Annotated in this window: 27 protein-coding genes; 14 read left to right on the top strand and 13 right to left on the bottom strand. The window is 70.2% G+C overall.

Annotation, left to right across the window (positions count from 1 at the left end; all coding sequences use genetic code 11):
* Window positions 1–59: 59 nt before the first annotated feature.
* The 6 genes from ACFLIT_RS04355 to ACFLIT_RS04330 all read right to left on the bottom strand — a co-directional run bounded on the left by ACFLIT_RS04355 (window position 60) and on the right by ACFLIT_RS04330 (window position 7,713).
* Window positions 60–668 (bottom strand): hypothetical protein, encoded by a 609-nt coding sequence (locus ACFLIT_RS04355; RefSeq protein WP_479909973.1) that lies wholly within the window; start codon window positions 666–668, stop codon window positions 60–62.
* Window positions 668–1,822, bottom strand: a complete 1,155-nt coding sequence (ispG, locus tag ACFLIT_RS04350; protein WP_479909972.1) for a flavodoxin-dependent (E)-4-hydroxy-3-methylbut-2-enyl-diphosphate synthase — start codon at window positions 1,820–1,822, stop codon at window positions 668–670. The genes ACFLIT_RS04355 and ispG overlap by 1 nt, the downstream gene beginning before the upstream one ends.
* A 52-nt stretch (window positions 1,823–1,874) precedes the next feature.
* The gene (locus ACFLIT_RS04345; RefSeq protein WP_479909971.1) at window positions 1,875–2,897 is read right to left on the bottom strand and encodes a RodZ domain-containing protein; all 1,023 of its coding nucleotides are present in this window, start codon (window positions 2,895–2,897) and stop codon (window positions 1,875–1,877) included.
* Between the two features lie 167 nt (window positions 2,898–3,064).
* On the bottom strand, window positions 3,065–5,326 hold the full coding sequence (gene ptsP / locus ACFLIT_RS04340; RefSeq protein ID WP_479909970.1) for a phosphoenolpyruvate--protein phosphotransferase: 2,262 nt from the start codon (window positions 5,324–5,326) through the stop codon (window positions 3,065–3,067).
* 84 nt (window positions 5,327–5,410) lie between these two features.
* A complete protein-coding gene (locus ACFLIT_RS04335; RefSeq protein WP_479909969.1) occupies window positions 5,411–6,565 on the bottom strand; it encodes a cell wall hydrolase in 1,155 nt (384 codons plus the stop codon).
* Window positions 6,566–6,567: 2 nt separating this feature from the next.
* A complete protein-coding gene (locus ACFLIT_RS04330; protein WP_479909968.1) occupies window positions 6,568–7,713 on the bottom strand; it encodes an acyltransferase family protein in 1,146 nt (381 codons plus the stop codon).
* Between the two features lie 95 nt (window positions 7,714–7,808).
* Here ACFLIT_RS04330 and ygiD point away from each other — a divergent pair, with 95 nt between their 5' ends.
* A complete protein-coding gene (ygiD, locus tag ACFLIT_RS04325) occupies window positions 7,809–8,582 on the top strand; it encodes a 4,5-DOPA-extradiol-dioxygenase (protein WP_479909967.1) in 774 nt (257 codons plus the stop codon).
* A gap of 4 nt (window positions 8,583–8,586) precedes the next feature.
* Here ygiD and ACFLIT_RS04320 read toward each other — a convergent pair whose 3' ends face one another.
* Window positions 8,587–9,678: a cell wall hydrolase gene (locus tag ACFLIT_RS04320; RefSeq protein ID WP_479909966.1), complete on the bottom strand. Its 1,092-nt coding sequence runs from the start codon at window positions 9,676–9,678 to the stop codon at window positions 8,587–8,589.
* Between the two features lie 348 nt (window positions 9,679–10,026).
* Between ACFLIT_RS04320 and ACFLIT_RS04315 the strand changes: the two genes are divergently transcribed.
* Complete coding sequence (locus ACFLIT_RS04315; protein ID WP_479909965.1) at window positions 10,027–10,221, top strand: hypothetical protein; 195 nt, start codon at window positions 10,027–10,029, stop codon at window positions 10,219–10,221.
* A gap of 81 nt (window positions 10,222–10,302) precedes the next feature.
* On the top strand, window positions 10,303–10,491 hold the full coding sequence (locus ACFLIT_RS04310) for a hypothetical protein (RefSeq protein WP_479909964.1): 189 nt from the start codon (window positions 10,303–10,305) through the stop codon (window positions 10,489–10,491).
* A 166-nt stretch (window positions 10,492–10,657) separates the two neighbouring features.
* Here ACFLIT_RS04310 and ACFLIT_RS04305 read toward each other — a convergent pair whose 3' ends face one another.
* The 5 genes from ACFLIT_RS04305 to ACFLIT_RS04285 all read right to left on the bottom strand — a co-directional run bounded on the left by ACFLIT_RS04305 (window position 10,658) and on the right by ACFLIT_RS04285 (window position 15,027).
* Entirely contained in the window at window positions 10,658–11,590 is a 933-nt protein-coding gene (locus tag ACFLIT_RS04305) for an Hsp33 family molecular chaperone (protein WP_479909963.1), read from the bottom strand.
* Between the two features lie 41 nt (window positions 11,591–11,631).
* Entirely contained in the window at window positions 11,632–11,892 is a 261-nt protein-coding gene (locus tag ACFLIT_RS04300) for a DUF3297 family protein (RefSeq protein ID WP_479909962.1), read from the bottom strand.
* Window positions 11,892–12,827 (bottom strand): ornithine carbamoyltransferase, encoded by a 936-nt coding sequence (gene argF, locus ACFLIT_RS04295; protein ID WP_479909961.1) that lies wholly within the window; start codon window positions 12,825–12,827, stop codon window positions 11,892–11,894. Before argF ends, ACFLIT_RS04300 begins: the two co-directional genes overlap by 1 nt.
* A complete protein-coding gene (locus ACFLIT_RS04290) occupies window positions 12,827–14,005 on the bottom strand; it encodes an acetylornithine transaminase (protein ID WP_479910355.1) in 1,179 nt (392 codons plus the stop codon). The genes argF and ACFLIT_RS04290 overlap by 1 nt, the downstream gene beginning before the upstream one ends.
* Before the next feature lie 185 nt (window positions 14,006–14,190).
* Window positions 14,191–15,027 carry an ABC transporter permease gene (locus tag ACFLIT_RS04285; RefSeq protein WP_479909960.1) on the bottom strand — a complete coding sequence of 279 codons (837 nt, stop codon included), beginning with the start codon at window positions 15,025–15,027 and terminating at the stop codon, window positions 14,191–14,193.
* Between the two features lie 210 nt (window positions 15,028–15,237).
* Between ACFLIT_RS04285 and gcrA the strand changes: the two genes are divergently transcribed.
* From gcrA to ACFLIT_RS04240, 9 genes are all read left to right on the top strand, one after another.
* The gene (gcrA, locus tag ACFLIT_RS04280) at window positions 15,238–15,747 is read left to right on the top strand and encodes a cell cycle sigma 70 cofactor GcrA (protein WP_479909959.1); all 510 of its coding nucleotides are present in this window, start codon (window positions 15,238–15,240) and stop codon (window positions 15,745–15,747) included.
* Between the two features lie 92 nt (window positions 15,748–15,839).
* Entirely contained in the window at window positions 15,840–17,282 is a 1,443-nt protein-coding gene (xseA, locus tag ACFLIT_RS04275; RefSeq protein WP_479909958.1) for an exodeoxyribonuclease VII large subunit, read from the top strand.
* A 27-nt stretch (window positions 17,283–17,309) separates the two neighbouring features.
* The gene (locus ACFLIT_RS04270) at window positions 17,310–17,531 is read left to right on the top strand and encodes a DUF2093 domain-containing protein (RefSeq protein ID WP_479909957.1); all 222 of its coding nucleotides are present in this window, start codon (window positions 17,310–17,312) and stop codon (window positions 17,529–17,531) included.
* A gap of 26 nt (window positions 17,532–17,557) precedes the next feature.
* Window positions 17,558–18,382 carry a M23 family metallopeptidase gene (locus tag ACFLIT_RS04265; RefSeq protein WP_479909956.1) on the top strand — a complete coding sequence of 275 codons (825 nt, stop codon included), beginning with the start codon at window positions 17,558–17,560 and terminating at the stop codon, window positions 18,380–18,382.
* 12 nt (window positions 18,383–18,394) lie between these two features.
* Window positions 18,395–19,168, top strand: a complete 774-nt coding sequence (locus ACFLIT_RS04260) for an IclR family transcriptional regulator (RefSeq protein ID WP_479909955.1) — start codon at window positions 18,395–18,397, stop codon at window positions 19,166–19,168.
* Between the two features lie 90 nt (window positions 19,169–19,258).
* The gene (gtdA, locus tag ACFLIT_RS04255; protein WP_479909954.1) at window positions 19,259–20,308 is read left to right on the top strand and encodes a gentisate 1,2-dioxygenase; all 1,050 of its coding nucleotides are present in this window, start codon (window positions 19,259–19,261) and stop codon (window positions 20,306–20,308) included.
* Window positions 20,305–20,997, top strand: coding sequence for a fumarylacetoacetate hydrolase family protein (locus tag ACFLIT_RS04250; RefSeq protein WP_479909953.1), 693 nt, complete (start codon window positions 20,305–20,307; stop codon window positions 20,995–20,997). The genes gtdA and ACFLIT_RS04250 overlap by 4 nt, the downstream gene beginning before the upstream one ends.
* Before the next feature lie 5 nt (window positions 20,998–21,002).
* Window positions 21,003–21,635, top strand: coding sequence for a maleylacetoacetate isomerase (gene maiA, locus ACFLIT_RS04245; RefSeq protein ID WP_479909952.1), 633 nt, complete (start codon window positions 21,003–21,005; stop codon window positions 21,633–21,635).
* Window positions 21,636–21,674: 39 nt separating this feature from the next.
* On the top strand, window positions 21,675–22,991 hold the full coding sequence (locus ACFLIT_RS04240; protein WP_479909951.1) for an MFS transporter: 1,317 nt from the start codon (window positions 21,675–21,677) through the stop codon (window positions 22,989–22,991).
* 180 nt (window positions 22,992–23,171) lie between these two features.
* Here the strand turns inward: ACFLIT_RS04240 and ACFLIT_RS04235 are convergent, their stop codons facing one another.
* Window positions 23,172–24,098: a lysophospholipid acyltransferase family protein gene (locus ACFLIT_RS04235; RefSeq protein WP_479909950.1), complete on the bottom strand. Its 927-nt coding sequence runs from the start codon at window positions 24,096–24,098 to the stop codon at window positions 23,172–23,174.
* Between the two features lie 131 nt (window positions 24,099–24,229).
* On the opposite strand from ACFLIT_RS04235, the gene ACFLIT_RS04230 reads away from it, so the two are divergent.
* On the top strand, window positions 24,230–24,628 hold the full coding sequence (locus tag ACFLIT_RS04230; protein WP_479909949.1) for a helix-turn-helix domain-containing protein: 399 nt from the start codon (window positions 24,230–24,232) through the stop codon (window positions 24,626–24,628).
* 42 nt (window positions 24,629–24,670) lie between these two features.
* Window positions 24,671–25,492, top strand: a complete 822-nt coding sequence (gene hisN / locus ACFLIT_RS04225) for a histidinol-phosphatase (protein ID WP_479909948.1) — start codon at window positions 24,671–24,673, stop codon at window positions 25,490–25,492.
* Window positions 25,493–25,495 lie beyond the last annotated feature (3 nt).

The following is a 25,495-nucleotide window of genomic DNA, read 5'->3' as shown; positions in this document are numbered from 1 at the left end:
CGCGCCCGGGCGGGTTAACCGCGCACACTTAACCCTGGCGCGCTCTAGTCGGGTGTGGGCTAGTCAGCGATCGGCAGCGAGCAGTCCGGCGGTTGCTGCACCACCTGATCGCGGAACACCTGGTCGCGGCCGGCCTGCGACACCCGGCCGTTGAGCAATCGAAGCGTGGTGCCGGACCAGGCCCCGTAGCGCGCCTCGCCGTCCGCCAGGCAGACCTTGTCGAACAGGGCCTCGACGCAGGCGCCGAGCTTCAGCCGCTCGGCGACCACCTTCTGGTCCGCGCCGCGCCCGCCGTAGCAGACGTCGACCAGGCCGGGCTGGGCCAGTTTGCCGTCCGAGGTGTGGATCAGCGCCCGCACCGGGAATTTCTTGAGGTTGCGCGTGTAGTAGATGCCGTCCGGCCGGGCGATGACGTACCAGCCCTGGTAGCCGCCCACGAGCTCCGGCGCCTTCAGCGTCTCGGTGCGGATGGCCTCCAGATAGCCGGCGCAGGCCTCGATGCTCTGGGCCTGGTCGCCGATCAGGGTCCAGTCGACAGGGTCGGTCGCGGTGCGCTGCCAGCACTGGTTCACGCCGCGCGGCGCGCCGGGCTGCAGTTGCGGCAGCAGCGCCAGCACCAGGGCGAGCGTCAGCACGATCGCGGCGATGATCGGGAGGACGAGGCGCACTATTCGGCGGCCAGCACGGGGGCGGCCTTCGCAGCCGCTTCCGCCGCCTGCATCTCGGCGGCCTTCTTCTCGACCAGCTCGACGATGTGGTCGACCATGCCTTCGTTGTCCTGCTTATGGTCGGGCTTGCCGGCCATGTAGACCATGCCCGCGCCCTTGCCGCCGCCGGTGAAGCCGAGGTCGGTCATCAGGGCCTCGCCCGGGCCGTTGACCACGCAGCCGATGATCGACAGCGACAGCGGCGTGGAGATGTGCGCCAGGCGTTCCTCCAACATCTCCACCGTCTTGATCACGTTGAAGCCCTGCCGCGCGCAGCTGGGGCAGGCGATGATGTTCACGCCGCGGTGGCGCAGGCCCAGCGACTTCAGGATGTCGAAGCCGACCTTGATCTCCTCGACCGGGTCGGCGGCCAGGGAGACGCGGATGGTGTCGCCGATGCCGGCCCACAGCAGGCCGCCCATGCCGATGGCGCTCTTCACCGTGCCGGTGCGCAGGGCGCCGGCCTCGGTGACGCCCAGGTGCAGCGGGCAGTCGATGGCGTCGGCCAGTTGCTGGTAGGCGGCGACGGTAAGGAAGGGGTCGGACGCCTTCACCGAGATCTTGAACTCGTGGAAGTCGTGATCCTGCAGGATACGGGCGTGGTTGAGGGCGCTCTCGACCATCGCGTCCGGGCAGGGCTCGCCATACTTCTCGAGCAGCTCGCGCTCCAGGCTGCCGGCGTTGACGCCGATGCGGATCGAGCAACCGTGATCCTTGGCGGCCTGCACCACCTCGCGCACGCGATCGGGCGAGCCGATGTTGCCCGGATTGATGCGCAGGCAGGCGGCGCCAGCCTCGGCGGCCTCGATGCCGCGGCGGTAGTGGAAGTGGATGTCGGCGACCAGCGGAACCTTGGCCTCGCGGGCAATGGTCCTGAACGCCGCCGTGGACTCCTCGTCCGGGCAGGAAACGCGGACGATGTCGGCGCCGGCCTCCTCCAACTGACGAATCTGGCCGATGGTCGCGGCGGCGTCGGCCGTCAGCGTATTGGTCATCGACTGCACGGTGATCGGGGCGTCGCCGCCGACCTCGACATTGCCGACGCGGATCTTGCGGCTCTTGCGCCGGTCGATCATCCGCCAGGGGCGGACGCGGGTGTGATCCTGGGTGCTCATGCGGGGCCGAACATAGGGCTTAAAGGCCAGCGGCTAAAGAGGCTGCGGCGCCTTAGCCGCCGACCTTGGGCGCGGCCGGGACGGCGATCTTGCTGAGCGGCGTCACCGTCGCCGGCAGGTGGCCGGTCAGGACGCCGCCGACATAGACCTCGACCACCTGCGGGTCGGAAACGTCGAGCTGCACGCCCGGCACGGCCGGGACGCGGTAGGCCTCGCCGGCGGCGAGCTGGCGGGCGAAATAGACCGAGCCGTCGGCGCCGCGCACCACCAGGCCCGCGCCCTTGCGCGCCTGCAGCATCACGGCCGAGGCGTTCTGGGTCGAACCATAGATCTGGCCGTCGGCCTTGAACGGCGCACCGACGTTGACCGGCGGGATGACGCCGATGGCGGCCGCCTCGGCGGCCCGCACCTTGGCGGCGGCGGACGCGGCGTCGGCCGAGCCGCCGGCGGCGACGGCGTCGGCCAGGCCCGGCGTGATGTAGGGGGCCGGAGTGGTGGATTCGACCGGCGCCGGCAGCGGCGCGCCGAGCGACACCTGCGACGGCGGCGCATTGCTGGCGGCCACCGACTGCGGCGTCTCGGCGATTTCGCCCTTGTGGTCGGGAGCCTTGGCGGTGATCGCGCGCTGAGCGACGTTCCACAGCACGATGGCGGCGATGATCAGCACGCCGCCGGCGATGATCACGCCGAGCCGAGGGTCCTTCTCGGGCCGAACGCCGATCGGGGCGCGCAGCTTGTCGTCGGCCTCGGGCTCGTCGGCGCGGAAGCGGTTGACCGCCGCGTCGGCGTCGAGCCCCAGGGCCTTGGCGTAGGCGCGGATGTAGCCGACGGTGAAGGGGCGCGAGGGCAGGTCCTCGAGGCGCATGTCCTCCAGCGCCAGCAGATAGGCCGGTCGCACGCGCGTGGCGTCCGCCACCTTGGCGATGCTGAAACCCTTGTGCTCGCGGATCGCCTTCAGCGCCGCGCCGACATCGGTTCCGTAATCGAGGCTGGGCATGGGACGCATGGACGGCGGCTCGTCACGCAACGAGCCGTCGGCGTTCAAAGCTGTAACCCCGCCCATATCGAGCGCCATGGCTACCGGTCCCCGACCTTACTTCCGCCATGCACGACCGGCGGAGGCGCCCACACCCGGAGCGCAGAACATGAATCGCACCATTAGATTAACAAACTAAACCCAAGATTCCAATGTGCTATTCGGTCGCGCCAGTATAGCCAAGTCTATAACAACTCGGGCAAAACTTAGGCGGCGACGTAAAGTTTTCTGGCCAAGGTTTCAATTTCGCCGCGCACGGAACCGGCGGCGCCCTTGAGCAAGGCCTCCACGCCGCGGCGAGCGGCTTCCCGATCGCAGGACAGCACCATCTGCTTCACCGGGCCGACGCCGGCCGGCGGCATCGACAGGGCCTCGAAGCCCAGGGCGACCAGGGTGAAGGCCTCCAGCGGCCGCCCGGCCATCTCGCCGCAGACCGAGACCGGCGTGCCGGTGTCGGCGCAGGCCTGCTGGATCTGCTTCAGGGCGCGCAGGGCGGGGGGCGACAGGTTGTCGTAGCGGTCGGCCACGCGGGGATTCCCCCGATCGGCGGCGAACAGGTACTGCATCAGGTCATTGGTGCCGACGGAGACGAAGTCGGTCATCGGCAGCAGGGCGTCGAGATGCCAGAGCAGCGCGGGCGCCTCGACCATCGCCCCGACGTCGAGGCGCGACGGGGCGGCCCGGCCGCGACGCTGGGCCCAGTTCACCTCCTGGTCGACCAGGGCGCGGGCGGCGCGGAATTCGTCGACGCTGGAGACCAGCGGGAACATGATCCGCAGCGGCCGCCCCTTCGCCGCCCACAGCAGGGCGCGGATCTGCAGGCGCAGCAGGGCCGGACGGTCCAGGCCCATGCGCACCGCGCGCCAGCCCAGCGCCGGGTTCTCCTCGCGCTCGGCCTCCATGTAGGGCAGCAGCTTGTCGCCCCCGAGGTCGAGGGTGCGGAAGGTCACCGGCATGGCGCCGGCCGCGTCGAGCACCCGGCCGTAGAGCTCGGTCTGAGCCTCCAGGCGCGGCATCTGCTCGGCCACCATGAACTGGAATTCGGTGCGGAACAGGCCGATGCCCTCGGCCCCCGCCTCGCGCAGCATCTCAAGATCCACCGCCAGGCCGGCGTTCATCAGGAGGGTGATCTTGGCCCCGTCGCGGGTGAAGGCCGGCGTGTCGCGCAGCCGGGCGAACTCGGCCTTGCGCTGGGCCCGCACCTCCATTCGCGAGGCGATGGCGGTGACCACGTCGGGGCGCGGGCGCAGATAGGCCTCGGCGCTTTCGCCGTCGACGACGACGCTGTCGCCCTCATTGACCCGGTCACGCAGGCCCGACAGCCGGCCGACACAGGGAATGTCGAGCGCCCGGGCGACGATGGCCGCGTGGCTGGCGGGCGAGCCCTCTTCCAGCAACAGGCCGCGCAGCTTAGTGCGGTCGTATTCCAGCAGGTCCGCCGGCCCGAGGTTACGGGCGATCAGGATGGCGTTCTCGGGCAGCACCCGCGCCACCGCCCCATCGCCGGACAGGTGGCGCAGCAGGCGGTCGTTGAGGTCTTCCAGATCGTGCAGCCGCTCGCGCAGATAGGGATCGCGCGCCTGGCCCAGCCGGGCGCGATGCTCGGAGCGCACGCGCTCGACGGCCGCCTCGGCGGTCAGACCCGAGCGCACCGCCTCCTCCAGGCCGCGATTCCAGCCGCGATCGTGGGCGAACAGGCGATAGGTTTCCAGCACCTCATAGGGCGCGCCGACCAGGCCCTGGCCGCCCTCCAACATGCCGTCGATCTGAGCCTGCAGGCCCGCGATGGCCGTCTTCAGGCGCGCGTCCTCGGCCAGGGCGTCGTCCGAGAACATCTCGTCGGGCGCCACCGGCTGCTCGTGCAGCACCGCCACGCCGTAGGCCAGGCCGTCGGCGAAACGAGCGCCCTTGAGCCGCTCCGGGCGGTGGGGCGCGATTTCGATGTCCTTGAGCTCGCCCGCGCCGATCAGCCCGCCGGCGCCGACCAGTTCGGACAGCACCATGGCGATGATCTGCAGATCCTCGACCTCCTCGTCCTCGTAGGCCCGCTCGGTGCGGTTCTGAACGACGAGCACGCCGATGGTCCGCCCGCCGCGCAGCAGCGGCACCCCGAGGAAGGCGTGATAGGGATCTTCTCCCGTTTCCGGGCGGTAGGCGAAGGCCGGGTGAGACGGGGCGTCGGACAGGTTCAGCGGCCGGCCGAGGCGCATGATCTCGCCGACCAGGCCTTCGCCCGGCTTCATGCGCGTGACGTGCACGGCCGTGGCGTCGAGGCCCTCGGTGGCGAACAGTTCCATATCGCCCGAGGCGCGGCGCAGGTAGATCGAGCACACCTCGGCCACCATCGAGGCGGCGATGATGCGGACCACCATGTCGAGCTTGGCCTGGGCCGGCTGCTGGCTGGCCATGGCTTCGCGGATCTGCCTCAGCAGACTGCGCGAACCGCGAATGGCGACGCCAGCGACCATCGAACGAACTCCTCTCCCACGGCCGCTATAGCAGGTTTCTCGACGGCCGCATGACAGGCCGGTCATAGAAACGAACACTTACGCTTACGGCGCCGGCGGCAATGTAGATGGGGCGGGCGGAGCCGCGGTTTCGGAGCCGCCGGCGGCCGCGCCGGCGATCCTGGCGTCGATCAGGGCGTTGATCTTCGCCACCTCTTCCGGGGTCGGAATCCGCCGCCCGCCGATGGCGCCGCTGAGCTGCAGACGTTGCCCGCCCGGCGCGGTCGGGTCCGGCACGGCGACGACGCTGACCATGCCCTCGACGCCCGCCATCCGCTCCGGTTGCGCGGCCACGGGAGCGCTCGGCGCGCCGAGGCCGGCGCCTTGGATGCGCTCATCGACGCCGTTGAGAATGTCCGCCGAGACATTGCTCTCTCCCCCGGCATAGCGCCCGTTGAACGCCCCCGGCTCCCCGGCCGGGCCGGTCCAGCGATAGAAGATGTGCGCCCCGATCTGCGCGAGCTTGAGCAGGGTCGGCGCCCAGTACGGCAGCACATAGTCGGCGTGGTAGTGGGTGGCCATGCCCACGTCGCGGGCCACGTATCCGGCCAGGGCTTGCCGGGCGACGTCTTCGGCCTGGGCCCACAGCGAGAGGATCGGGGCCTGCCCCAGGGAGCCGTCGCAGGTGAAGCTGAACTGGCAGCCGGTCGCCCGCGCCGCGCCCTCGAACACCACTCCGCAGACCGACTTGGGATAGCCGGGATGTCGCAGGCGGTTCAGCACCGTCTGGGCCACCGCGCGGCGCCCCTCCAACGGCTCGGTCGCCGCCTCGAAATAGACCGCCTGGGTCAGGCAGCGCAGGGCCCGATCGCGCTCGGCGCCCTGGGCGGCCAGCACGAACGGCGGGGCCGGGCGGATGGCGTCAAAGTTGAAGGGTTTGAGGGCGTTGACCCGCCGGGCGTCGTCGGCGGTCAGCACCGGCGCGCCCAGGGTCGGCGTCGAGCGGATGTCGAGGCTGGCCCAGCCCAGCGCCCGGCCCCAATCGTCGCCGAGGTTCAGCCCGGGATCGTGCCGGCGGGCCAGGGCCAGCATGGCGGGGTCCATGTCGGCGATCAGGCGGGCCAGGGCAAGTTCCGAATTGCCCCGGGCGATGGCGGCGACGCCCGCCGACCGACCGGATTCCCGGGGCACATAATAGGTGGCGCAGGCGGCGAGCAGAGTCGCGACAACGACCAGACAGGGCGTCAGGCCGCGGCGCATGTTCAGGGGGCGACGTCGGTCGGCGCGGCCGCCGGCCGCCGCAGGTACGGCGCCAACCGGTTCTGCAGCGGCTGGTCGATGTAGACGTGGAAGGCCCAGGCGAAGGCGATGGTCAGGGGGAACGCCGCCGCCCACATCGACCATTGCAGCTCCAGCGGCACCTTCACGTAGAAGATCAGGTTATGCACCAGCATCCAGTAGACGGCCCCGAACAGGATGTGGGTGATGAACAGGGCGAAGGAGATCTTGGCCCCCTGCTCGACCAGGCGTGAGCTGTGCTTCACCGGCAGCCGCCCGCCGCCGAGGATCACGGCCACCAGGGCCAGGGTGGCCAGCAGGTCGTGCCGGGGCAGGCCCAGCAGGACGACGAACACCGCCATCCCGCCCCAGAACAGCAGTCGGGCGAAGATTTCCGAAGGCCAGCCCAATTCCACGGCGCGGGCCAGGCAGACGCCGAGGGTGAAGAGCGGAATGGCGCGGCCCACGCCGGCCTCGAAGGTAAGGTCGTAGATCGGGTGGTCGAACCACGCGCGCGACAGCAGATCGCACCCCGCCAGCAGAGCCAGGCCGAGCAGCGGCGGAACGATCCCGAACCTGATCCTGGCCAGGCCGCGCCACAGCCACGGAAAGCCCGCGTAGCAGACGATCAGCGCCGAGAGCGACCAGCTCGGCAGGTTCCAGCCGTCGCCGCCGGGAAAGCCCCAGGCGTGGACCAGAAAGATCTGCAGGAGGAGGTCGCGCCATTGAAACTGCGGCGGGTTGTAGGGCTTGCCGAACAACACCGTCATCAGCAGCACGAAGAAGACGAAGCCGGCGAGCACGACCAGGTGTCCGGGCCAGATGCGCGCCGCGCGGCGCAGCCAGAACAGGCCCGGCCCGATGCGGCCCGAAACGATCGCCGGCCCATAGGCGCGGCCCAATACATAGCCGGAGAGCATCAGGAAGAAGTCGGTCGCCAGGTAGCCGCGCGCGAAGGCGTCGTTCATCCACCACAGCTTCAGGGGCCCTTCCGCCCCGAAGTGGAACAGCACGATCAGCATCGAGGCGAGGAACCGCAGCAGGTCGAGCGCGCCGCCTCGCCCCGGGGCCGAAGCCGGCCCAAGCCAGGATGCGGCCGGGCGACGCGAAACTGTCGTCAGGTCAGGCATTGGCGGTGGTCGTACACGAATGCCCGCCGCGCGCCAGCTTGATATATACGGGAGACAGCCTATCTGTAACTGTATTGGTTTCAGAAAGACCGCCCATGCCCGCCTCTCCCATGCCGGTGCTCTTCCTCGGCCACGGCTCACCCATGAATGCGATCGAGGACAACGCATGGCGTCGCGCGTGGCGCGCCGCGGCGCTCGACCTGCCCAGGCCGAAGGCCGTTCTCTGCGTTTCGGCCCACTGGGAGACCGTGGGCCTGGCGGTCACCGCCTCGTCGGCGCCGGCCACGATCCATGACTTCGGCGGTTTTCCGCAGGCGCTGTTCGACGTGCAGTATGCGGCGCCGGGCGACCCGGCCCTGGCCCGACGCGTCGGCGAGTTGTTGGCGCCGGAGCCGGTAACGCAGCATCCGACGCGCGGTCTCGACCACGGCGCCTGGAGCGTGTTGCTGCCGATGTATCCCGACGCAGACATACCGGTGGTGCAGCTGAGCCTCGACCGGCGCCGCACACCGCAGGAGCATTACGACCTCGCCAGGCGGCTGGCGCCCCTGCGGGACGAGGGCGTGCTGATCGTCGCCAGCGGCGACATCGTCCACAATCTGCGCGCCGCCGACTTCCGCCGCCCGGAGGCCCCGCCGTGGGCGGAGCGTTTCAACGAGGCGGCCAAGGCCCTGATCGTGCGCGGCGAGCATCAGCCGCTGATCGACTACCAGACGCTAGGCGACGACGCCCTGTGGTCGATCAACAGCGCCGAGCACTATCTGCCGCTGCTCTACGCCCTGGCGCTGCAACAGCCGACCGAGCCGGTCTCGTTCTTCAACGACGACGTCTTCGCGGCCATCTCGATGACCAGCCTGCGGATCGGCTGATCCTCTAGGACGCCCCGGCGGTCTTGGCCGTCGCCACGGTCGTGACGCTGACCGGCTGCGGCTTGGGCGTCGCCACGGTCGGGATGGCGACCGGCTGCGGCTTGGCCGTCGTCGCGGCTACGACGTTGACCGGCTGCGGCTTGGCGGCCTCGACCTTCTCGGCCGGCGCGTTGGCCGGCTCGGTCGGGGCCGTCGCCGGCCCGCCCATGCCGCCCGCCGCCATCGGAGTCACCGACTGAACCATGGCCGCGATCGTCGTCGCCGAGGCGTCGGCGGCCTCGGCCACCACCTGATCCATCGCGGAGTCCGAAGGCGTCGGCATGCGGTTGAAGGCGTCCGGCGCACCGGCGCGGCCACCGAAGCGGTAGAAGACGTGCAGGCCCACCTGGGCGACACGCAGCAGATGCGGCCCCCACTGCGGCGCGACCCCGGTGGTGTGGAAGTGCGTGGCGTTGCCGACGTCGGCCATCACCGCGCCGGCCAGGGCTCGGCTGGCGATGCGCTGGGCGCGCGTCCAGGCCAGGCGCTCATGCGCCTTGTTCAGCGAACCGTCGCAGGTGAAGCTGAACTGGCAACCGCGCAGGCCGGCGCGCTGGAAGACCACGCCGCAGATCGATTTCGGGAAGGCCGGGTGACGCACCCGGTTCAGCACCACCTGGGCCACGGCCGCCTGGCCGTTCGGGCCTTCGCCCCGGGCCTCGTAATAGACGGCCTGCGTCAGGCATTCGAGTTCGCGTGAGCCCTGCAGGGCGCCGGCGGCTTGGAACGGCGCGGCGGCCGGGTTGTAGACCCCGCCGAAGGTGGTGCGCAGCAGCAGGCGGGCGTTGGCGGGACCGGCGCGCTGCAGGCGGTCGTCGAGGACAGCCAGTTGCCGGCCCTGCTCGAGGTCGGGGGCCGGAAGCGAGGAATCGCGGCGGCGCATCAGCGCCAGGGCGCCCGCGTCGGCGCCCGGGGCGCTGATCAGGGCGACGTCGGAATAGGCGCCGCCCGCGGCGTCGGCGACACGCGTGACGGTCTTGTGGCGGACGGCGGCGCTGGACAGCCCCCCGGCCAGATAGCATCCACCCAGAACCAGCCCGACGGCGGCTCCTGCCAATGCTGCGCTGAACAGCGCACGTGCGTCAGCACGCGTCTGCAGGTTGGTAATCAAAGAACTCGTGTCCTGTGCGGCGAGGGCCCAATGCGCCCTCCGTACGTCTCGCTTTTCCAGGTTCCGGGTCCCGCCGGACAGCCTGGAGAGCGGAGGAACCGGCCGGTTCACGATATGGCCGAGGTCCCACTAGTGAGATGCTTATGACCGAGAACGATACGAGTCGCAAGACAATGCTGCGTCGCAGCATAATTCCCCTGTGGATGACCCGGCGAACCGCGCTGCTGGAACCGGCCGGCAAACGCCGCCGTTAAGCCTGCCGATCGGCCGTTTCGGCCCATTGGAGATTACGTGATGACCGTCCTGCGTTTTGCGGCTGTCGCCGCTGTCGCCACCACCCTCACCGCCTCGCTGGCCGCCTGCGGTCACAATGGTGAACAACGCGCCGCCACCGGCGCCATCGCCGGCGCGGCCGTCGCCGGTCCGGTCGGGGCCGCGGTCGGCGGCGCCGCCGGCGCCGTGGTCAACAAGGCCGACCAGGCGAACTGAGCCGGAGCGAGGCCGGAACCTTCGGCCAAGCTTCACCGTTAGACCTTCGATCGACCGCACAGGGTCGTCGGAGACATCGCCATGAGCCCCGTTCGCTTCACCATCATCGCCGCCCTGGCCGCCGGCCTCGCGGCGCCGCTGGCCGCCTGCGGCCACAATGTGGAGCAGCGCGCCGCCACCGGCGCGATCGCGGGCGCGGTCGTCGCCGGCCCGGTCGGCGCGGCGGTCGGCGGAGCCGCCGGCGTGGTGGTCGACAAGGTCGCCAAATAAACGTGAGCGAAATCCCCGCCCTTCGAGGCTCGCGTTGCTCGCACCTCAGGGTGAGGATTTCGACTGAAGCGTCCGAGTAGCGCTCATCCTGAGGCGCCGCGAAGCGGCCTCGAAGCTTGTCCTGAGCGCCGCCGCAGGCGGCGTCGAAGGGGACGGGGGCGGTCCCTCAAGTCTCCAGCGACGCCGGCTCGATGCTGTAGCTGCGCGAGCAGTACTCGCAGGTGACCTTGATCGAGCCGTCGGGCTCGATCATCTCGGCCCGCTCATCAGCCGAGAACGACTTCAGGAGATCCTCGATCCGTTCCGGCGAGCACTTGCAGAAGGCGCGCACGGATTTCGGCTCGAACATCCGCGCCCCGTCCTCGTGGAACAGGCGATAGAGCAGCACCGGCGTCGTCACCGTCGGGTCGATAAGCTCGTCCTCGCCGGTGGTCTCGAACAGCGCCTGGGCGCGGGTCCAGTCGTCATCGGTCGAGCCGCGCGCATCGTCGCCGGCGATGTATTGCAGGAGGATGCCGCCGGCCCGCCAGCTGGCGCCCTCGCCGGTATCGACCTGGCCGACGGCCAGGCGGATGCGGGTGGGGGTCTGCTCGGACCGGGTGAAATACTGCTCGGCGCACAGGGCCAGGGTTTCGCCCTCGATGGGGGTCACGCCCTGATAGCGCTCCATCCCCTCGCCTGGATCGACGGTCATGATGAAGACGCCCTCGCCCAGGAGGTCGCGCGCACCGGGCCGCGAGAAGCCGACGCCGACGGCGTCGCCCATCGCCTTGATGCGTTCGGGATCGAACCGGCAGTAGCCGCGCAGGGCGCCCGAGGCATCATAGTCGGCGACCACATAGCTCACCGGCCCGTTGCCCTGGGCCTGGACGATCATCCGCCCATCGGACTTCAGGGCCGAGCCGACAAGAGCCGCCAGGGCGGCGGCCTCGCCCAGGAGGTTGGCCACGGCGTCGGGATAGTCGTGCGCGGCCAGCACCTCGTCGATCGAGGCCGACAGGCGCGCGACGCGGCCGCGCACCGGCATGTCCTCGATCTGGAAGGCGGCCACGAGGTCGTCGGCCGGCGGGGCCGTCTGGGGAGCGTTGGTTTCGGTCATGGGGAGGCTAGATAGGCGCCCTTCGCCGAAATGCGAGCGTGCTACTCGGTCGCGTCGCGGAAGTAGGGCTCGACCGGGCCTTGCAGCTTCACGGTCATCGACTTGCCCCTGCGGTCCACGGTCTTGCCGACGCTGAGGCGCACCCAGCCTTCGCTGACGCAGTACTCGTCGACGTTGGTCTTATCGACGCCCTTGAAGCGCACGCCCACGCCGCGCTCCATGACGGCTTCGTCGTAGTAAGGGCTGTTGGGGTCGGCCGAAAGGCGATCCGGCGGGGTATTGGCGGTCGGGGTATCGGTCATCAGAAGGCTCCGAAGCACCAGGCGAGAATGGATTTCTGGGCGTGGATGCGGTTCTCCGCCTCCTGCCAGACGAGCGAGCGCGGGCCGTCGATCACCGCGTCGGTGACCTCTTCCCCACGGTGGGCGGGCAGGCAATGCAGGAACACCGAGGCCGGATCGGCCAGTTCCATCAGCGCCTCGTCGACCTGGAAGGGCTCCAGCGCGTCCATCTTGGCCTCGCCGTCGGGATCGCCCATCGACACCCAGGTGTCGGTGACCACGCAGTGGGCGCCGCGCACGGCCGCGCGCGGGTCGTCGCCCATGATCACGCTGCCCTGCTGCTCGGCCGCGCGGGCGAGGTCGACCAGGTCCGGGTGCAGCTGCGGCGGGCAGGCGATGTTCAGCTTGAAGCCCAGCTTGGGCGCCGCGTGGATGAAGCTGGCGCAGACGTTGTTGCCGTCCCCCACCCAGGCGATGGTCTTGCCCTCGATCGGCCCGAGGCTTTCCTCCAGCGTCAGGAGGTCGGCCATGATCTGGCACGGGTGGCTCTTGTCGGTGAGGCCGTTGATCACCGGCACCGTCGAGTTCTGGGCGAACAGCTCCACGTCCTCGTGCCGGTTGGCGCGGATCATCACCGCGTCGACCATGCGCGACAGCACCTTGGCGGTGTCCTCCAGCGGCTCGCCGCGACCCAGCTGCATGTCGTTGGCCGTCGAGATCAGGCCGTCGCCGCCGAGTTGGCGGATCGCCGCGTCGAACGAGAAACGCGTGCGCGTCGAATTCTTCTCGAAGATCATCGCCAGGACGCGATCCTTGGCCGGGGCGTCGGCGTCGACGCGGCCCTGGGGCCAGCCGGCGCGCGCCGCCTTGCGCGCCGCCGCGTCGTCGAGGATCGCCCGGAGGGTCGAACCCTCCAGTCGCCAGAGGTCGAGGAAGTGCCGGGGGCCCCTGCTCATCACACGCTTCCCTTCGCCGCCGACCGCGCGGTGTCGCAGGCCTTCTCAAGCTTCTCGATCGCCTCGCGCGCCTCGTCGAGGGTAAGGTTCAGCGGCGGCAGCAGCCGCACGCAGTTGTCGCCGCCGCCCGCGATCAGCAGGTGCTGGTCGCGCGCGTGGACCATGAATTCGCGGTTGTTGGTCTTCAGCTTGATGCCGATCAGCAGGCCCTTGCCGCGCACGTCCTCGACGATGTCGGGGAAGCGGTGCTTCAGGCCCTCGAGCTGCTGCACGAAGTAGCCGGCCACGGCGTTGACGTTGTCCAGCAGCTCTGGTGCGTTGATGGCGTCGAAGGCCGCGCAGCCCACCGCCATGGCCAGCGGATTGCCGCCGAACGTCGAGCCGTGGACGCCCACGGTCATGCCCTTGGCCGCCTCGGCCGAGGCCAGGCAGGCGCCGATGGGGAATCCGCCGCCCAGCGCCTTGGCCACGCACATGATGTCCGGCGCGGCGCCCTCGGCCCACTCATAGGCGAAGAGCTTGCCGGTGCGGCCCATGCCGCACTGGATCTCGTCGTAGATCAGCAGCACGCCGGTCTCATCGCAGAGCGCGCGCAGCGCCTGCAACTGGGCGGCGTCCAGCGCGCGTGCGCCGCCCTCGCCCTGCACCGGCTCGATGATCACCGCGGCGGTGGTCGCACCGATCAGCGCCTTGAGGCCTTCGAGGTCGCCGAAGGTCGCCGAGACATAGCCCGGCAGACGCGGGCCGAAGCCTTCCAGATAGCCGGCGTTGCCCGAGGCGTTGACCGCCGCGATGGTGCGGCCGTGGAACGAGCCGTCGAAGCCGATGATGTCGATCCGCTCCGGCTGGCCGTTGGCGAAGTGATAGCGGCGCGCGGTCTTGATCGCGCACTCCACCGCTTCCGTCCCCGAATTGGTGAAGAACACCACGTCGGCGAAGGTGGCCGCGCACAGACGGTCGGCCAGGGCTTCCTGCTCGGGAATCCGATAGATGTTGGAGACGTGCCAGAGCTTCTCGCCCTGGGTCTTCAGCGCCTCGACAAGGGCCGGGTGCGCGTGGCCCAGGCCGTCGGTGGCGATGCCCGCCACGCAGTCGAGATAGTCGCCGCCGTCCGTCGAATACAGGCGCGCGCCTCGGCCTCGCTCGAACGCCAGCGGGGCGCGGTTGTAGACGCCCATGATGTGGTGTTGCGACGAGACGGACGCGGTGTTCGCGGACAATTCGGCCCCTCCAAAAGGCATTAGTCCCCGGGCGCGAACCCGGGGACGGAAAGGCTGAGCGTTTTGGTCGGATGACGCCCCGGTGTCAATGAAACGGTGAGCCTGTCACCAAAGCTTCATCCCAGGGATTTTGCTCGGCTTTCTCAGGTCTTCAGGCGATAGCCGCGCTTGAACAGCATGTAGCACCAGGCGAACAGGCCGACCGTCAGAGCGGCGGTGACCACAGCCCCCACCGCCAGCGAACCGTCGGCATGGCCGATGAAGCCATAGCGGAAGCCGTCGATCAGATAGAAGAACGGATTGAAGTGGCTGAGCATGCGGAACGGCTCGGGCAGGTTGTCGGTCAGATAGAAGGTGCCCGACAGGAACGTCAGCGGCATGACCACGAAATTGGTCGCCCCCGCCAGGTGGTCGAACTTCTCCGCCCACAGCCCCGCGAGGACGCCGCCCATGCCGAGGATCAGCGACGCGCCGATCAGGAAGTAGAGCGCCGCCCCCCAGTGCTGGATGTGAATGCCGGCGCCCGGCAGGAAGGCGATGGTCAGGGCGGTGACCAGGCCCACCACGATGCCGCGCGTCGCCGCGCCCAGGGTGAAGGCGCTGACCAGCTCCAGCGGGCTCAGCGGCGGGGTCAGGAAGTCCGGCGTCAGACCCATGATCTTGGCCTGGATCAGCGAGGACGAGGCGTTGGCGAAGGCGTTGTTCAGCACCGACATCATGATCAGGCCCGGAACCACGAAGCGCACGAAGCTGACCCCGTCGACCGGCTGCCGGTCGGTCCCGACCGCCACCACGAACACCAGCATGTAGAGCAAGGTGGTCACAACCGGCGCCGCCACCGTCTGGGTGCCGACCTTCCAGAAACGGCGAACCTCGCGCTTGTAGAGGGTGAAGGCCCCCATCCAGTTGAAGCCGGCGAAGTCGCGTGGCTGCGGCGGCCGGATATCGCGTCTCGGGGCGCCTTTGGCTACGTCGGTCATGCAGGTGATCCCCGGAAAAATCCTTGCCCCATGTGCGCTTGCGACTCTTCCGGTGCAAGGCGCCGAACGGCGCCGTTTTCAATCAACATCTAGTTCCTGTGGATGGACGGCATGGCGCCTATTGTGCGCTTTAACGCGTTGGTTACGATATGTTGTAGATCGGGACCGGCGGACGGCCCTGAGGCACAAGATATAGACCAGGAGGCGGGCATGAGCTGGACCGACGAGCGGGTTTCGACCCTTAAGAAGCTTTGGCTGGACGGGCTTTCGGCCAGCCAGATCGCCAAGCAACTCGGCGGCGTCACCCGCAACGCCGTGATCGGCAAGGTCCACCGTCTGGGCCTTTCCGGCCGGGCCGCCCCGTCGCAGCCGAGCCGCCCCGTCTTCAAGGCGCCCCGCCCCGCCCGTCCGGCCCCCGCGCCCGCCGCGCCGCGCCGCATCGAGAGCACCCTCAGCGCCGCCCCGGTCGTCGCCGCCCCGACGCCGGCGCAGGTCTACCGCACCGAAGAGCCCGGCTCGGCCACGGTTCTGACGCTGGGCGCCCACATGTGCAAGTGGCCGATCGGCGATCCGTCCAGCGACAGCTTCACCTTCTGCGGCCGCCGCCAGAGCGAAGGCCCCTATTGCGCGGACCACGCCCGCATCGCCTACCAGCCGCAGCAGACCAAGAAGAAGTCCAGCGCCAACGAACTGGCCCGCAGCCTGCGCCGCTACATCTAGGTTCTCCGACAACGGGGCGAAGCGAACCCTCTCCCGGCGACGGGGGAGGGTTTTGCTTTTGGCGACTCCCGCAAGGCGCCTACATTGCCGCCGTGACCGACCTCGCCCCTTCGCCGACCAACGCGCCGGCCTATTCCGTCTCCGAACTGGCCTTCGCCCTGAAGCGCACGCTGGAGGACGCCTACGGCTTCGTGCGCCTGCGCGGCGAACTCTCCAAGGTCACTCACCACTCCAACGGCCACGTCTACCTGACCGTGAAGGACGACAAGGCCAGCATCGACGGCGTGGTCTGGAAGGGCTCGGTCCGCAACCTCTCCGTCCGCCCCGAGCAGGGGCTGGAGGTGATCGTCACCGGGCGGATCACCACCTACCCGGCCGGCTCGCGCTATCAGATCGTCATCGAGAGCATGGAGGCCGCCGGCATGGGCGCCCTCCTCGCCCAGTTGGAGCGCCTCAAGGCGCGGCTGGCGTCGGAAGGCCTGTTCGAGACGTCGCGCAAGCGCCCCCTGCCCACCAGCCCCCGGGTGATCGGCGTGGTCACCAGCCCCACCGGGGCCGTGATCCGCGACATCCTGCATCGCATCCGCGACCGCTGGCCCTGCCATGTCGTCGTCTGGCCGGTGGTCGTGCAGGGCGACAAGGCCGCCGCCGAGGTGCGCGCCGCCGTCGAGGGATTCAACGCGCTTACCGGCGACGGCCCGATCCCGCGCCCCGACGTCATCGTCGTCGCGCGCGGCGGCGGCTCGGTGGAGGACCTCTGGCCGTTCAACGACGAGACCCTGGCCCGCGCGGTGGCGGCCTCGACCATCCCGCTGATCAGCGCCGTCGGCCACGAGACCGACACCACCCTGATCGACTTCGTCGCCGACCGCCGCGCCCCCACCCCGACCGCCGCCGCCGAGCTGGCCACCCCGGTGCTGGCCGAGCTGCGCGCCGCCATCGCCGACTACCAGCGCCGCATGGCCAACTGCTCGGGCCGCATGCTGGAGGACCGCCGGGCCCGCCTCGCCGGCGCCGCCCGCGGCCTGCCCCGTCCGGCCGACATCCTGGCCCTCGCCCAGCAGCGCTTCGACCTGGCCTCCGGCCGTCTCGGCGCCGGGCTGCAGCGCAACGTCGCCGTCCACGCCACCCAACTGGCCCGCATCGCCTCACCCCTGAAGCCCGGGCTTCTCGACCGGCCGCGCACCTTGAAGACCCAGCGCCTCGCCGAGATCTCGGCCCGCATGGCGCCTGCGCTGGACCGGCGGCTGGAGCGCCTGTCCGATCGCCTGGCCAACCTCGACAAGCTGCGACTCTCGCTGAACCCCGACGGGCCGCTGGCCCGCGGCTTCGCCCGCGTCGAACGCGCCGACGGCCACCTCGCCCGCTCGGCCGCCGGCCTCGACGCCGGCGAGGGCGTCACCCTGGTGTTCGCCGACGGCAAGCGCGGCGCGGTGATCGATGGGGAGCCGGTCGCGCGGCCGGCTCCGCTCGCGCCCGCGCCGAAGCCCGCCAAGCCCAGGCCCGTCGCCCCTGGCCAGGGCGATCTGTTCTAGCGGCGGCATCTGCACTACATTGCCCGCATGAACGCCTTCGACCGCGACCTTGGAAAATCGAACGAGCTGGCCGTGCTGCACTATGGCGACGGTGAATTCGTGCTGCTGAAGCCGGGCCGCTATGTCGTCTGCGCCGTCAGCGGCGAGAAGATCCCGCTCGACGCCCTGCGCTACTGGAACCCGATCCAGCAGGAAGCCTACGCCGGTCCGGCCGAGGCTCTGCAGCGCTGGCGTGAGCTGAACCCCTGACCTCGACGGCGGTGGACCGCCGGGCGTTGCTTCTCGGCCTCGGCGGCGCCTCTCTTGCCGCGCCCGCCTTCGCCGCCGGGCCCGGCCTCGACCTGCACGGCCGCTACCAGCAGGGCGGCTTCGCCTTCGGGCGCACGGCGCCTCGCGCGCGGCTGACGGTGGACGGAGAGGACGCCGGCCTCGCCTCGGCGGCCGGGTATTTCGTGGTCGGCTTCCACCGCGACAGTCCGCCCACCTGCCAGATCACCGTCGCCGACGATCAAGGCTCGACCAGCCACACCGTCGCCGTCGCCCCCACCGACTACGACATCCAGCGCATCGACGGCCTGCCGCAGAACACCGTCACCCCCACCGACCCGGCCCTGCTCCAACGCATCGCCGCCGAGGTGAAGCGCAAGGCCGTGGGCTTCGCCAGCCACGCCGACAGCGACGACTTCAAATCCGGCTTCGTCATGCCGGTCGTCGCGGTGCGCGTCTCCGGCCGGTTCGGCGGCCAGCGCATCCTCAACGGCGTTCCCGCCACGCCGCACTTCGGAACCGATCTCGCCTGCCCCGAGGGCACGCCGATCGTCGCCCCCGCCGCCGGCCTCGTCTGCTTCGCCGAGCCAGACATGCATTATGAGGGCGGCCTGACCATGATCGACCATGGCCAGGGGCTGATCAGCCTCTACCTCCACCAGTCGCGCGTCGACGTCGCCGCCGGCCAGCGCGTCGCGCAGAGCCAGCCCATCGGCCTCGTCGGCATGAAGGGTCGGGCGACCGGTCCGCACCTCTGCTGGCGCCTGCGCTGGCGCGGCCGGCAACTGGACGCCAGCTACCTCGTCGGCGCCCGCGCGCCCGGCGTCGCCTAGACGGAGCCGACCATGGCCAAGACCCCAGCGGAACCCCGCCGCAAGGGCGTGCAGTCGGTCGGCACCGGCTTCAGGGTGCTGGAGATCATGGCCGGCATGCGCGAGGCCGCGCCGCTCGGCGCCATCGCCCAGGCCTGCGGCCTGTCCGCCTCCCAGACCCACCGCTATCTCGCCAGCCTGATCGCCGCCGACATGGTGCAGCAGGACGCCGCCTCCGGCCGCTACGACCTCGGTCCCGGCGCCCTGAGGCTCGGGCTCGGCGCCCTGGCCCGCATCGACGCCTTCCGCATCGCCGACGCCGCCATCGGCGAGTTCGCCCGCCACTCGGGCCGCACGGTGCAGATCGCCGCCCTCGGGCCGCTCGGCCCCACGGTCGTGCGCTGGATCTTCGGCGCCCCCGCCGTCGTCACCTCCCTGACCGTCGGTTCGGTGCTGCCCCTGCTGCGCTCGGCCACCGGGCGCATCTTCCTGACCTTCCTGCCCGAGCACGAGGTGCGACGCTTCGTCGACGCCGAGCTGGCGGCCGGCGGCGCCCTGAAGCCGGTCGATGTTGAGGCGATCCGCGCCCAGGTGCGGGCCGACGGCTTCGCGGCCGTGGACGGCACCGTCACCCCCGGCCTGCGCGCCACCGCCTTCCCGATCTTCGACCTGCAGAACCGCGCCATCCTCAGCGCCACGCTGCTGGCCTCCGACAGTTTCGACACCGCCTACGACGGCTCGGTCCGCGAGGAGCTGAAGGCGGTCTGCGCCAGCATCAGCGCCGCCCTGGGGGCGCGGTCGACCTAGCCACATCGCGTTGCGCATTGCGGAATGGATTTGACAATGCGCAAGCGGGCGATCATTCCGAACGCCAGCCCCTTTTGCGCAGGAGCGTCGATGAGCGCCCTCCCGAACGATCAGCGGTCCCAGCTCGAACAGCTCTACGCCGAGATGGAGCCGGCCCACCTGACGCCGTTGTGGGAGGTGCTGCACGCCCTCGTCGCCCCGACGCCCAACTCCCCCGCCGTCGCCCACGCCTGGGACTATGACGACAGCCGCGCCTATCTGATGCGCGCCGGCGACCTGATCTCGGCCGAGCAGGCCGAGCGCCGCGTGGTCATTCTCGAAAACCCCGGCCTGCCGGGCCAGTCGGCGATCACCACCAGCCTCTACGCCGGCCTGCAGCTGATCCTGCCGGGCGAGGTGGCCCCCGCGCACCGCCACGCCCAGTGCGCCTTGCGGTTCGTGCTGGAGGGCGAGGGCGCCTACACCGCCATCGACGGCGAAAAGGCGATCATGCGCCCGTTCGACCTGGTGCTGACCCCGGGCTGGCAGTGGCACGACCACTCCAACCCCACGGACCAGCCGATGATCTGGCTCGACGGGCTCGACATCCCGACCGTCCGCCACTTCGACGCCAGCTTCGCCGAGAAGTGGCCGGAAAAGCAGTATCCGGAGAGCGTCCCGCCCGGCGACAGCCTGGCCCGCTACGGCCGCAACCTGCGGCCGATCAGCGGCTCGACGGCCGACCGCCGCCCCAAGCATCAGCCGCTGTTCCACTATCCCTACGCCGAGTGGCGCCCGGCGCTGGACGCCCTGGCCGCCTCGGCCGAGATCGACCCGCACCTCGGCCACGCCCTGGAGTTCCTCAACCCCGCCGACGGCGGCGCGATCATGCCGACCATCTCGGCCCACGTGCGCCTGCTGCCCGCCGGCTTTTCCACCCGCCCCCGCCGGTCGACCGACGGCACGGTTTTCGTGGTGGTGGAGGGCGAGGGTTCGGCCATTATCGATGGCGTGACGATCCCGCTTTCGCCCCGCAAGGTCGTCGCGGCGCCGTCGTGGCGCTCGGTCGAATTCAAGGCTGACTCCGCGCTCGTCCTGTTCGGCTTCTCCGACAAGACGGCGCAGGAAAAGCTCCATCTGTACAAAGAGGACTGCGCGTGAACCTGCCCACTGCCCAAGCTCCGACGCTCGCCAAGACCAGCGACGGCCGCGACTTCCCCGTTCGCCGCGTCTTCTGCGTCGGCCGCAACTACGCCGCCCATGCCCGTGAAATGGGCCGCGACCCGGACCGCGAGCCGCCGTTCTACTTCGCCAAATGGGCCGAGACGGTCGTTCCGTCGGGGACCACCGTCACCTACCCGCCGAAGACGGCCAACTATCACTATGAGGCCGAGTTGGTGGTCGCCATCGGCGTCGGCGGCCGCAACATCGCCCCCGAGAGCGCGCTGGAGCACGTCTGGGGCTACGCCACCGGCCTCGACATGACCCGACGCGACCTGCAGCTGGAAGCCCGCGGCCAGGGCCGCCCCTGGAGCACCGGCAAGAACTTCGAGCAGTCGGCGCCGCTCGGCCTGATCCATCCTGTCTCGGACGTCGGCCACCTGGCCAAGGGCCCGATCGAGCTGACCGTCAACGGCGAGACCAAGCAGAAGGGCGACCTCGATGAGCTGATCTGGCCCGTCGAGGACGTGATCGCCAACCTCTCGACGCTCTACACCCTGCAGCCCGGCGACCTGATCTTCACCGGCACCCCGGCCGGCGTCGGTCCGGTCGTGCCGGGCGACGTCGTCAAGGTGACCGTCCAGGGCCTGAGCGACACCGTCATCACCATCGGCCCGCCGCAGGCCTGATGGTCATGAAGCTGCACAGCTTCTTCCGGTCGGGCGCCAGCTATCGCGTTCGCATCGCGCTGGCGCTCAAGGGCCTCGCCTACGAAACGGCGGCGCACAACCTGCGCACCGGCGAGCACAAGCAGCCGGAGTTCCTGCGGCTCAATCCGCAGGGCTTCGTGCCGGCGCTCGAACTCGACGACGGCGCGGTGCTCACCCAGTCCCTGGCCATCTGCGAGTATCTGGAAGACGTCTTCCCCAGCCCCGCCCTGCTGCCGGCCGACCCGGCGCTGCGGGCGCGGGTGCGGGCGTTCTGCGACGTGATCGCCTGCGACACTCACCCGCTGCAGAACCTCAAGGTGCTGGGCCGCCTGCGCGCCGCCGGGCTCGACGAGGCCGCCGTCAGCGCCTGGGCCGCCAGGGCCATCGAGGACGGCTTTTCCGCCTGCGAGGCGCTGATCGCCGATCAGCCCGGCCCGTTCTGCTTCGGCGCGGGCCCGACCCTGGCCGACGCCTTCCTGGTCCCGCAGTTCGTCAACGCCCGCCGCTTCGGCGCCAGGCTCGACGCCTTCCCGCGCCTGCTGGCCGCCGAGACCGCCTGCCTCGCGCTTTCCGCCTTCAAGGCCGCCGCGCCGGAAAACCAGCCGGACGCCGACTAGGCGTCCCAACCAAAAGAAGAAACGTCAGGGAGAAGCCCCATGGCCACCACGGTCCAGCTTGCCGAGGTCATCGACGACCGTAAGCTTTCGCCGTTCCAGATGGGCCTCTTCGCCCTCTGCGCCCTGGTGCTGTTCTTCGACGGCTTCGACGTCCAGGCCATCGGCTTCGTCGCGCCGGCCATCATCAAGGACTGGAGCCTGCCGCCGGGCGAACTCGGCCCGGTGTTCTCGGCCGGCCTGTTCGGCCTGATGCTCGGCGCCCTGCTGATCGCGCCTCTCGCCGACAAGGTCGGGCGCAAGCCGATCATCCTCGTCTCCGCCGCCCTGTTCGGGATCTTCACCCTGGCTACCGCCTGGGCGGACTCGGTCACCAGCCTCCTGGCCCTGCGCTTCCTCACCGGCCTCGGCCTCGGCGGCTGCATGCCCAACGCCATCGCCCTGACCTCGGAATACGCCCCCGCCCGCAGCCGCGCCTTCCTCATCACCATGATGTTCAACGGCTTCAGCCTGGGCTCGCTGGTCGGCGGCGTCCTGGCCGGGCAGTTCATCCCCACCTACGGCTGGCGCGCGGTATTCATCGTCGGCGGCGCCTTGCCGCTGCTGGCCCTGCCGCTGTTCGTCTTCGCCCTGCCGGAATCGGCCCGCTTCCTCGCTCTCGCCGGCAAGGCGCCGGACAAGGTGGCCAGGATCTTGCGCAAGCTCGATCCGCGCCTGCCCGCCGAGGTCGCCCTGAGGCCGGAGGCGGCCTCGGGCGGCCGCATGTCCGTGGCCGAGCTGTTCCGTCACGGCCAGGCGCCGCGCACCCTGCTGCTGTGGCTGGTGTTCTTCTGCAGCCTCCTGGTCATCTACATGATGGTCAACTGGCTCCCGACCCTGATGACCTCCGTCGGGGCCAGCATCCGCCAAGCCGTCACCCTGGGCATCTGGATGCAGGTCGGCGGCATCGTCGGCTCGCTCGTGCTCGGCTGGATCATCGACCGCAAGGGGCCGAGCACGGCCCTGATCCCCGCCTACCTCGGAGCCGCCGCCTGCGTCGCCGGCGTCGCTTACCTGGCGGGCGGCGGCCTGGCCCTTCTCGCGCTCGTCGTGTTCGGCGTCGGCTTCGGCGTCATCGGCGGCCAGACCGGCGCCAACGCGGTGGCGGCGACCGTCTACCCGACCCACGTCCGTTCGACCGGCGTCGGCTGGGCGCTGGGGGTCGGCCGGATCGGCTCGATCGTCGGGCCGGCGGTGGGCGGGGTGCTGATCTCGCTGCAGGTCCCGGTCAAATCGATCCTGCTGCTCACCGCCATCCCGGCGGTGATCGCCGCCCTGGCCGTGATCGCGCTGGGGATGTTGCCGAAGCGGGCGGCTTAGCGGAGAGCGACGAAATCCTCGTGCTTCGAGGCTCGCGCAGCTTGTCCTGAGGAGCCGCCGCAAGCGGCGTCTCGAAGGGCTCGCACCTCAGCATGAGGATTTCGAATGAAGCGCGACGCTTCGAGTAGCCCTCATCCTGAGGCGCCCGCATAGCGGGCCTCGAAGGACGAGGGCGGCCCCTCAGCCCCTCTCCTCCGCCAGCGCCGCATAGACCTCGTTGGGGAAGCGGCGGTGGACCCAGAACCATTCCTCGGGCCGCTCGCGCACGCGGGCCTCCATGAAGGCGTTGACGGCGTCGACCCCCGCCTTGATGTCGGCCGAGCGGTCGCCGGTGTTCGGCACCTCGATGGGATCGTGCACCACGGCGCGGAAGGTCGCCCCTTTCAGCCGCTGCACGCTCATCGGCTGCAGCACGGTGCCGAACCGCAGGGCCAGGCGCGTCGGCGCCGGCGCGGTGTGCACCAGGTGGCCGAAGAAGGTTCCGGCCAGGCCGTTGTTGAACTTCTGGTCGTTCATCAGCGCCACCGAGGCGCCGCGCATCATGCCGGCCAGAAGCTCGCGCGAGCCGTCGCCGCCCTTGGGCGCGAACAGCTTCACGCCATAGCGCGCCCGGCTCTTCTTCCAGCGCTCGTCGATGTAGGGGTTGTTGGCCGCCCGATAGGTCATCTCGCAGACGACGCCGGAATCGACGATGGCCGCCGGCATCACCTCCCAGTTCGACAGGTGCCCCGAAACGAACACCACCGGCTTGCCGCTGGCGGCGATCTCCTTCAGGCGCTCACCGTTGACCAGTTCGACCCGGCCGGTCGAGGGCCGCAGCTTGTCCATCATCGGGAATTCGGCGAACGTCCGGCCGACGTTCTCCCACTGGGCCTTCACGATCCGCTCGTGCCAAGCCTGATCCTTCTCCGGGAAGGCGAGCTTCAGATTGCGGCGCACCACCTTGTCGGCCCCGCTCATCGGCCCGATCAGCTTGAGCAGCCAGCCGCCGAAGGCCGACGCGGTCTCGACGCCCATCAGCCGCACGGTTCCGGTGAAGAGGTCGTAGCCGATCGCCTCGAGGCGCCAGGCCATGCGCTGAGCGAAAGAGTCGCGCGGGGCGGTCATACGCCTCTCTAAGCCGCGTCACGCAGGACGCGCAATCCTGGCCTCATAGTTCGCTTGGCGCGCGACTTGCGACCGCCAGTCCAGATCGTTCCGTTCTGGGACGGCATACACAGGATTGGGGGCAGACGCCCATGAGCAACGATATCGACGTCCACCTCGGCCGCCGCCTGCGCCGCCGCCGTCGCCTTCTCGGTCTCACCCAGCAGCAGCTGGCCGGCACGGTCGGCGTTCGCTTCCAGCAGATTCAGAAGTACGAGTGCGGCGCCAACCGCATCTCGGCCGCCCGCCTGTGGCAGCTGTCGGAAGCCCTCGAGGTTCCGGTCGGCTATTTCTACGACGGCCTGTCGGAGGCCGCCCGCCGCGAGATCGCCGGCCAGGCTCAGAACGTGGAGGCCGAGGGCGGCGAAATGTTCGCCCGCAAGGAAACGATGGATCTGATCCGCGCCTACTACCAGCTCGGCGAGCGGCCGCGTCGTCGCCTGCTGGACCTGGCGAAGTCGCTCAACGGCGGCGACATCGAAGCAGCCTGAGCAGGGTGGAATACATCGGCGGAGGCCGCTAAGCCTCCGCCCATGGCTCTCGCACCCGACCGTCTCGAAGCGCTCGACACCTTTCTCGTCGAACTGAACCGCGCCGCCGCCGGCGCCATCCTGCCGCTCTTCCGGGCCGACCACGGCCTGGAGGACAAGGGGACCGCCAAGGGGATCGGCTTCGACCCGGTCACCGAGGCCGACCGCGGCGCCGAGGCGGCCATCCGCCGGCTGATCGGCGAGCATTTCCCCGACCACGGGGTGATCGGCGAGGAGTACGGCGAGGATCGCCCCGACGCCGACTTCGTCTGGGTGCTCGATCCCGTGGACGGGACGAGGGCGTTCATCGCCGGCTTGCCGCTGTGGACCACCCTGATCGCCCTGCGCCATGAAGGCCGCCCGGTGCTCGGCTCCATCGGCCAGCCCTATGTCGGCGAACTCTATCTCGGCCACGCCGGCGGCTCGCGCCTTATGGTGCGCGGCGAGCAGCGCCCCCTGGCCGTGCGCCCCTGTCCCGATCTGGCCCAGGCGATCATCGCCACCACCGACGCCGACGCCTGCTTCAACGAGGTCGAGCGCGCCGCCTGGACCAACCTGCGGGCCGCCAGCCGCCTGGCCCGCTTCGGCTGCGACGCCTACGCCTACGCCATGGTCGCGGCCGGCACGATGGACCTCGTCGTCGAGGCCGGGCTGAAGAGCTGGGACGTCGAGGCGGCGATCCCGGTTCTGGAAGGCGCCGGCGGCGGCGTCACCGACTGGACCGGCCGCCCCATCGGCCGCGACGGCGGCCAGATGGCCCTGGCCGGCGACCCCGCCTGCCTCGAAGCGGCGCTCGAATTCCTGCGGCCGGCCGCGAGCGAATAGGCC

The organism is Caulobacter sp. HJHS_5 (genome assembly GCF_056683955.1).
The sequence above is the reverse complement of the archived record's forward strand: the minus strand, read 5'-3'. Positions and strand labels throughout refer to the sequence as shown.

What these genes read in the sequence shown, in the direction of transcription:
- ACFLIT_RS04240 (WP_479909951.1), top strand. Translation starts at nt 21,675, where the DNA reads ATGGCCACCACGGTCCAGCTTGCCGAGGTCATCGACGACCGTAAGCTT.
- ygiD (WP_479909967.1), top strand. Translation starts at nt 7,809, where the DNA reads ATGCCCGCCTCTCCCATGCCGGTGCTCTTCCTCGGCCACGGCTCACCC.
- ACFLIT_RS04260 (WP_479909955.1), top strand. Translation starts at nt 18,395, where the DNA reads ATGGCCAAGACCCCAGCGGAACCCCGCCGCAAGGGCGTGCAGTCGGTC.
- argF (WP_479909961.1), bottom strand. Translation starts at nt 12,827, where the DNA reads ATGAGCAGGGGCCCCCGGCACTTCCTCGACCTCTGGCGACTGGAGGGT.
- ACFLIT_RS04290 (WP_479910355.1), bottom strand. Translation starts at nt 14,005, where the DNA reads ATGGGCGTCTACAACCGCGCCCCGCTGGCGTTCGAGCGAGGCCGAGGC.
- ACFLIT_RS04285 (WP_479909960.1), bottom strand. Translation starts at nt 15,027, where the DNA reads ATGACCGACGTAGCCAAAGGCGCCCCGAGACGCGATATCCGGCCGCCG.
- ACFLIT_RS04305 (WP_479909963.1), bottom strand. Translation starts at nt 11,590, where the DNA reads ATGACCGAAACCAACGCTCCCCAGACGGCCCCGCCGGCCGACGACCTC.
- gcrA (WP_479909959.1), top strand. Translation starts at nt 15,238, where the DNA reads ATGAGCTGGACCGACGAGCGGGTTTCGACCCTTAAGAAGCTTTGGCTG.
- ACFLIT_RS04345 (WP_479909971.1), bottom strand. Translation starts at nt 2,897, where the DNA reads ATGGCGCTCGATATGGGCGGGGTTACAGCTTTGAACGCCGACGGCTCG.
- ACFLIT_RS04330 (WP_479909968.1), bottom strand. Translation starts at nt 7,713, where the DNA reads ATGCCTGACCTGACGACAGTTTCGCGTCGCCCGGCCGCATCCTGGCTT.
- ACFLIT_RS04230 (WP_479909949.1), top strand. Translation starts at nt 24,230, where the DNA reads ATGAGCAACGATATCGACGTCCACCTCGGCCGCCGCCTGCGCCGCCGC.
- gtdA (WP_479909954.1), top strand. Translation starts at nt 19,259, where the DNA reads ATGAGCGCCCTCCCGAACGATCAGCGGTCCCAGCTCGAACAGCTCTAC.
- ACFLIT_RS04310 (WP_479909964.1), top strand. Translation starts at nt 10,303, where the DNA reads ATGAGCCCCGTTCGCTTCACCATCATCGCCGCCCTGGCCGCCGGCCTC.
- maiA (WP_479909952.1), top strand. Translation starts at nt 21,003, where the DNA reads ATGAAGCTGCACAGCTTCTTCCGGTCGGGCGCCAGCTATCGCGTTCGC.
- hisN (WP_479909948.1), top strand. Translation starts at nt 24,671, where the DNA reads ATGGCTCTCGCACCCGACCGTCTCGAAGCGCTCGACACCTTTCTCGTC.
- ACFLIT_RS04235 (WP_479909950.1), bottom strand. Translation starts at nt 24,098, where the DNA reads ATGACCGCCCCGCGCGACTCTTTCGCTCAGCGCATGGCCTGGCGCCTC.
- ispG (WP_479909972.1), bottom strand. Translation starts at nt 1,822, where the DNA reads ATGAGCACCCAGGATCACACCCGCGTCCGCCCCTGGCGGATGATCGAC.
- ACFLIT_RS04300 (WP_479909962.1), bottom strand. Translation starts at nt 11,892, where the DNA reads ATGACCGATACCCCGACCGCCAATACCCCGCCGGATCGCCTTTCGGCC.
- ACFLIT_RS04335 (WP_479909969.1), bottom strand. Translation starts at nt 6,565, where the DNA reads ATGCGCCGCGGCCTGACGCCCTGTCTGGTCGTTGTCGCGACTCTGCTC.
- ptsP (WP_479909970.1), bottom strand. Translation starts at nt 5,326, where the DNA reads ATGGTCGCTGGCGTCGCCATTCGCGGTTCGCGCAGTCTGCTGAGGCAG.
- ACFLIT_RS04315 (WP_479909965.1), top strand. Translation starts at nt 10,027, where the DNA reads ATGACCGTCCTGCGTTTTGCGGCTGTCGCCGCTGTCGCCACCACCCTC.
- ACFLIT_RS04270 (WP_479909957.1), top strand. Translation starts at nt 17,310, where the DNA reads ATGAACGCCTTCGACCGCGACCTTGGAAAATCGAACGAGCTGGCCGTG.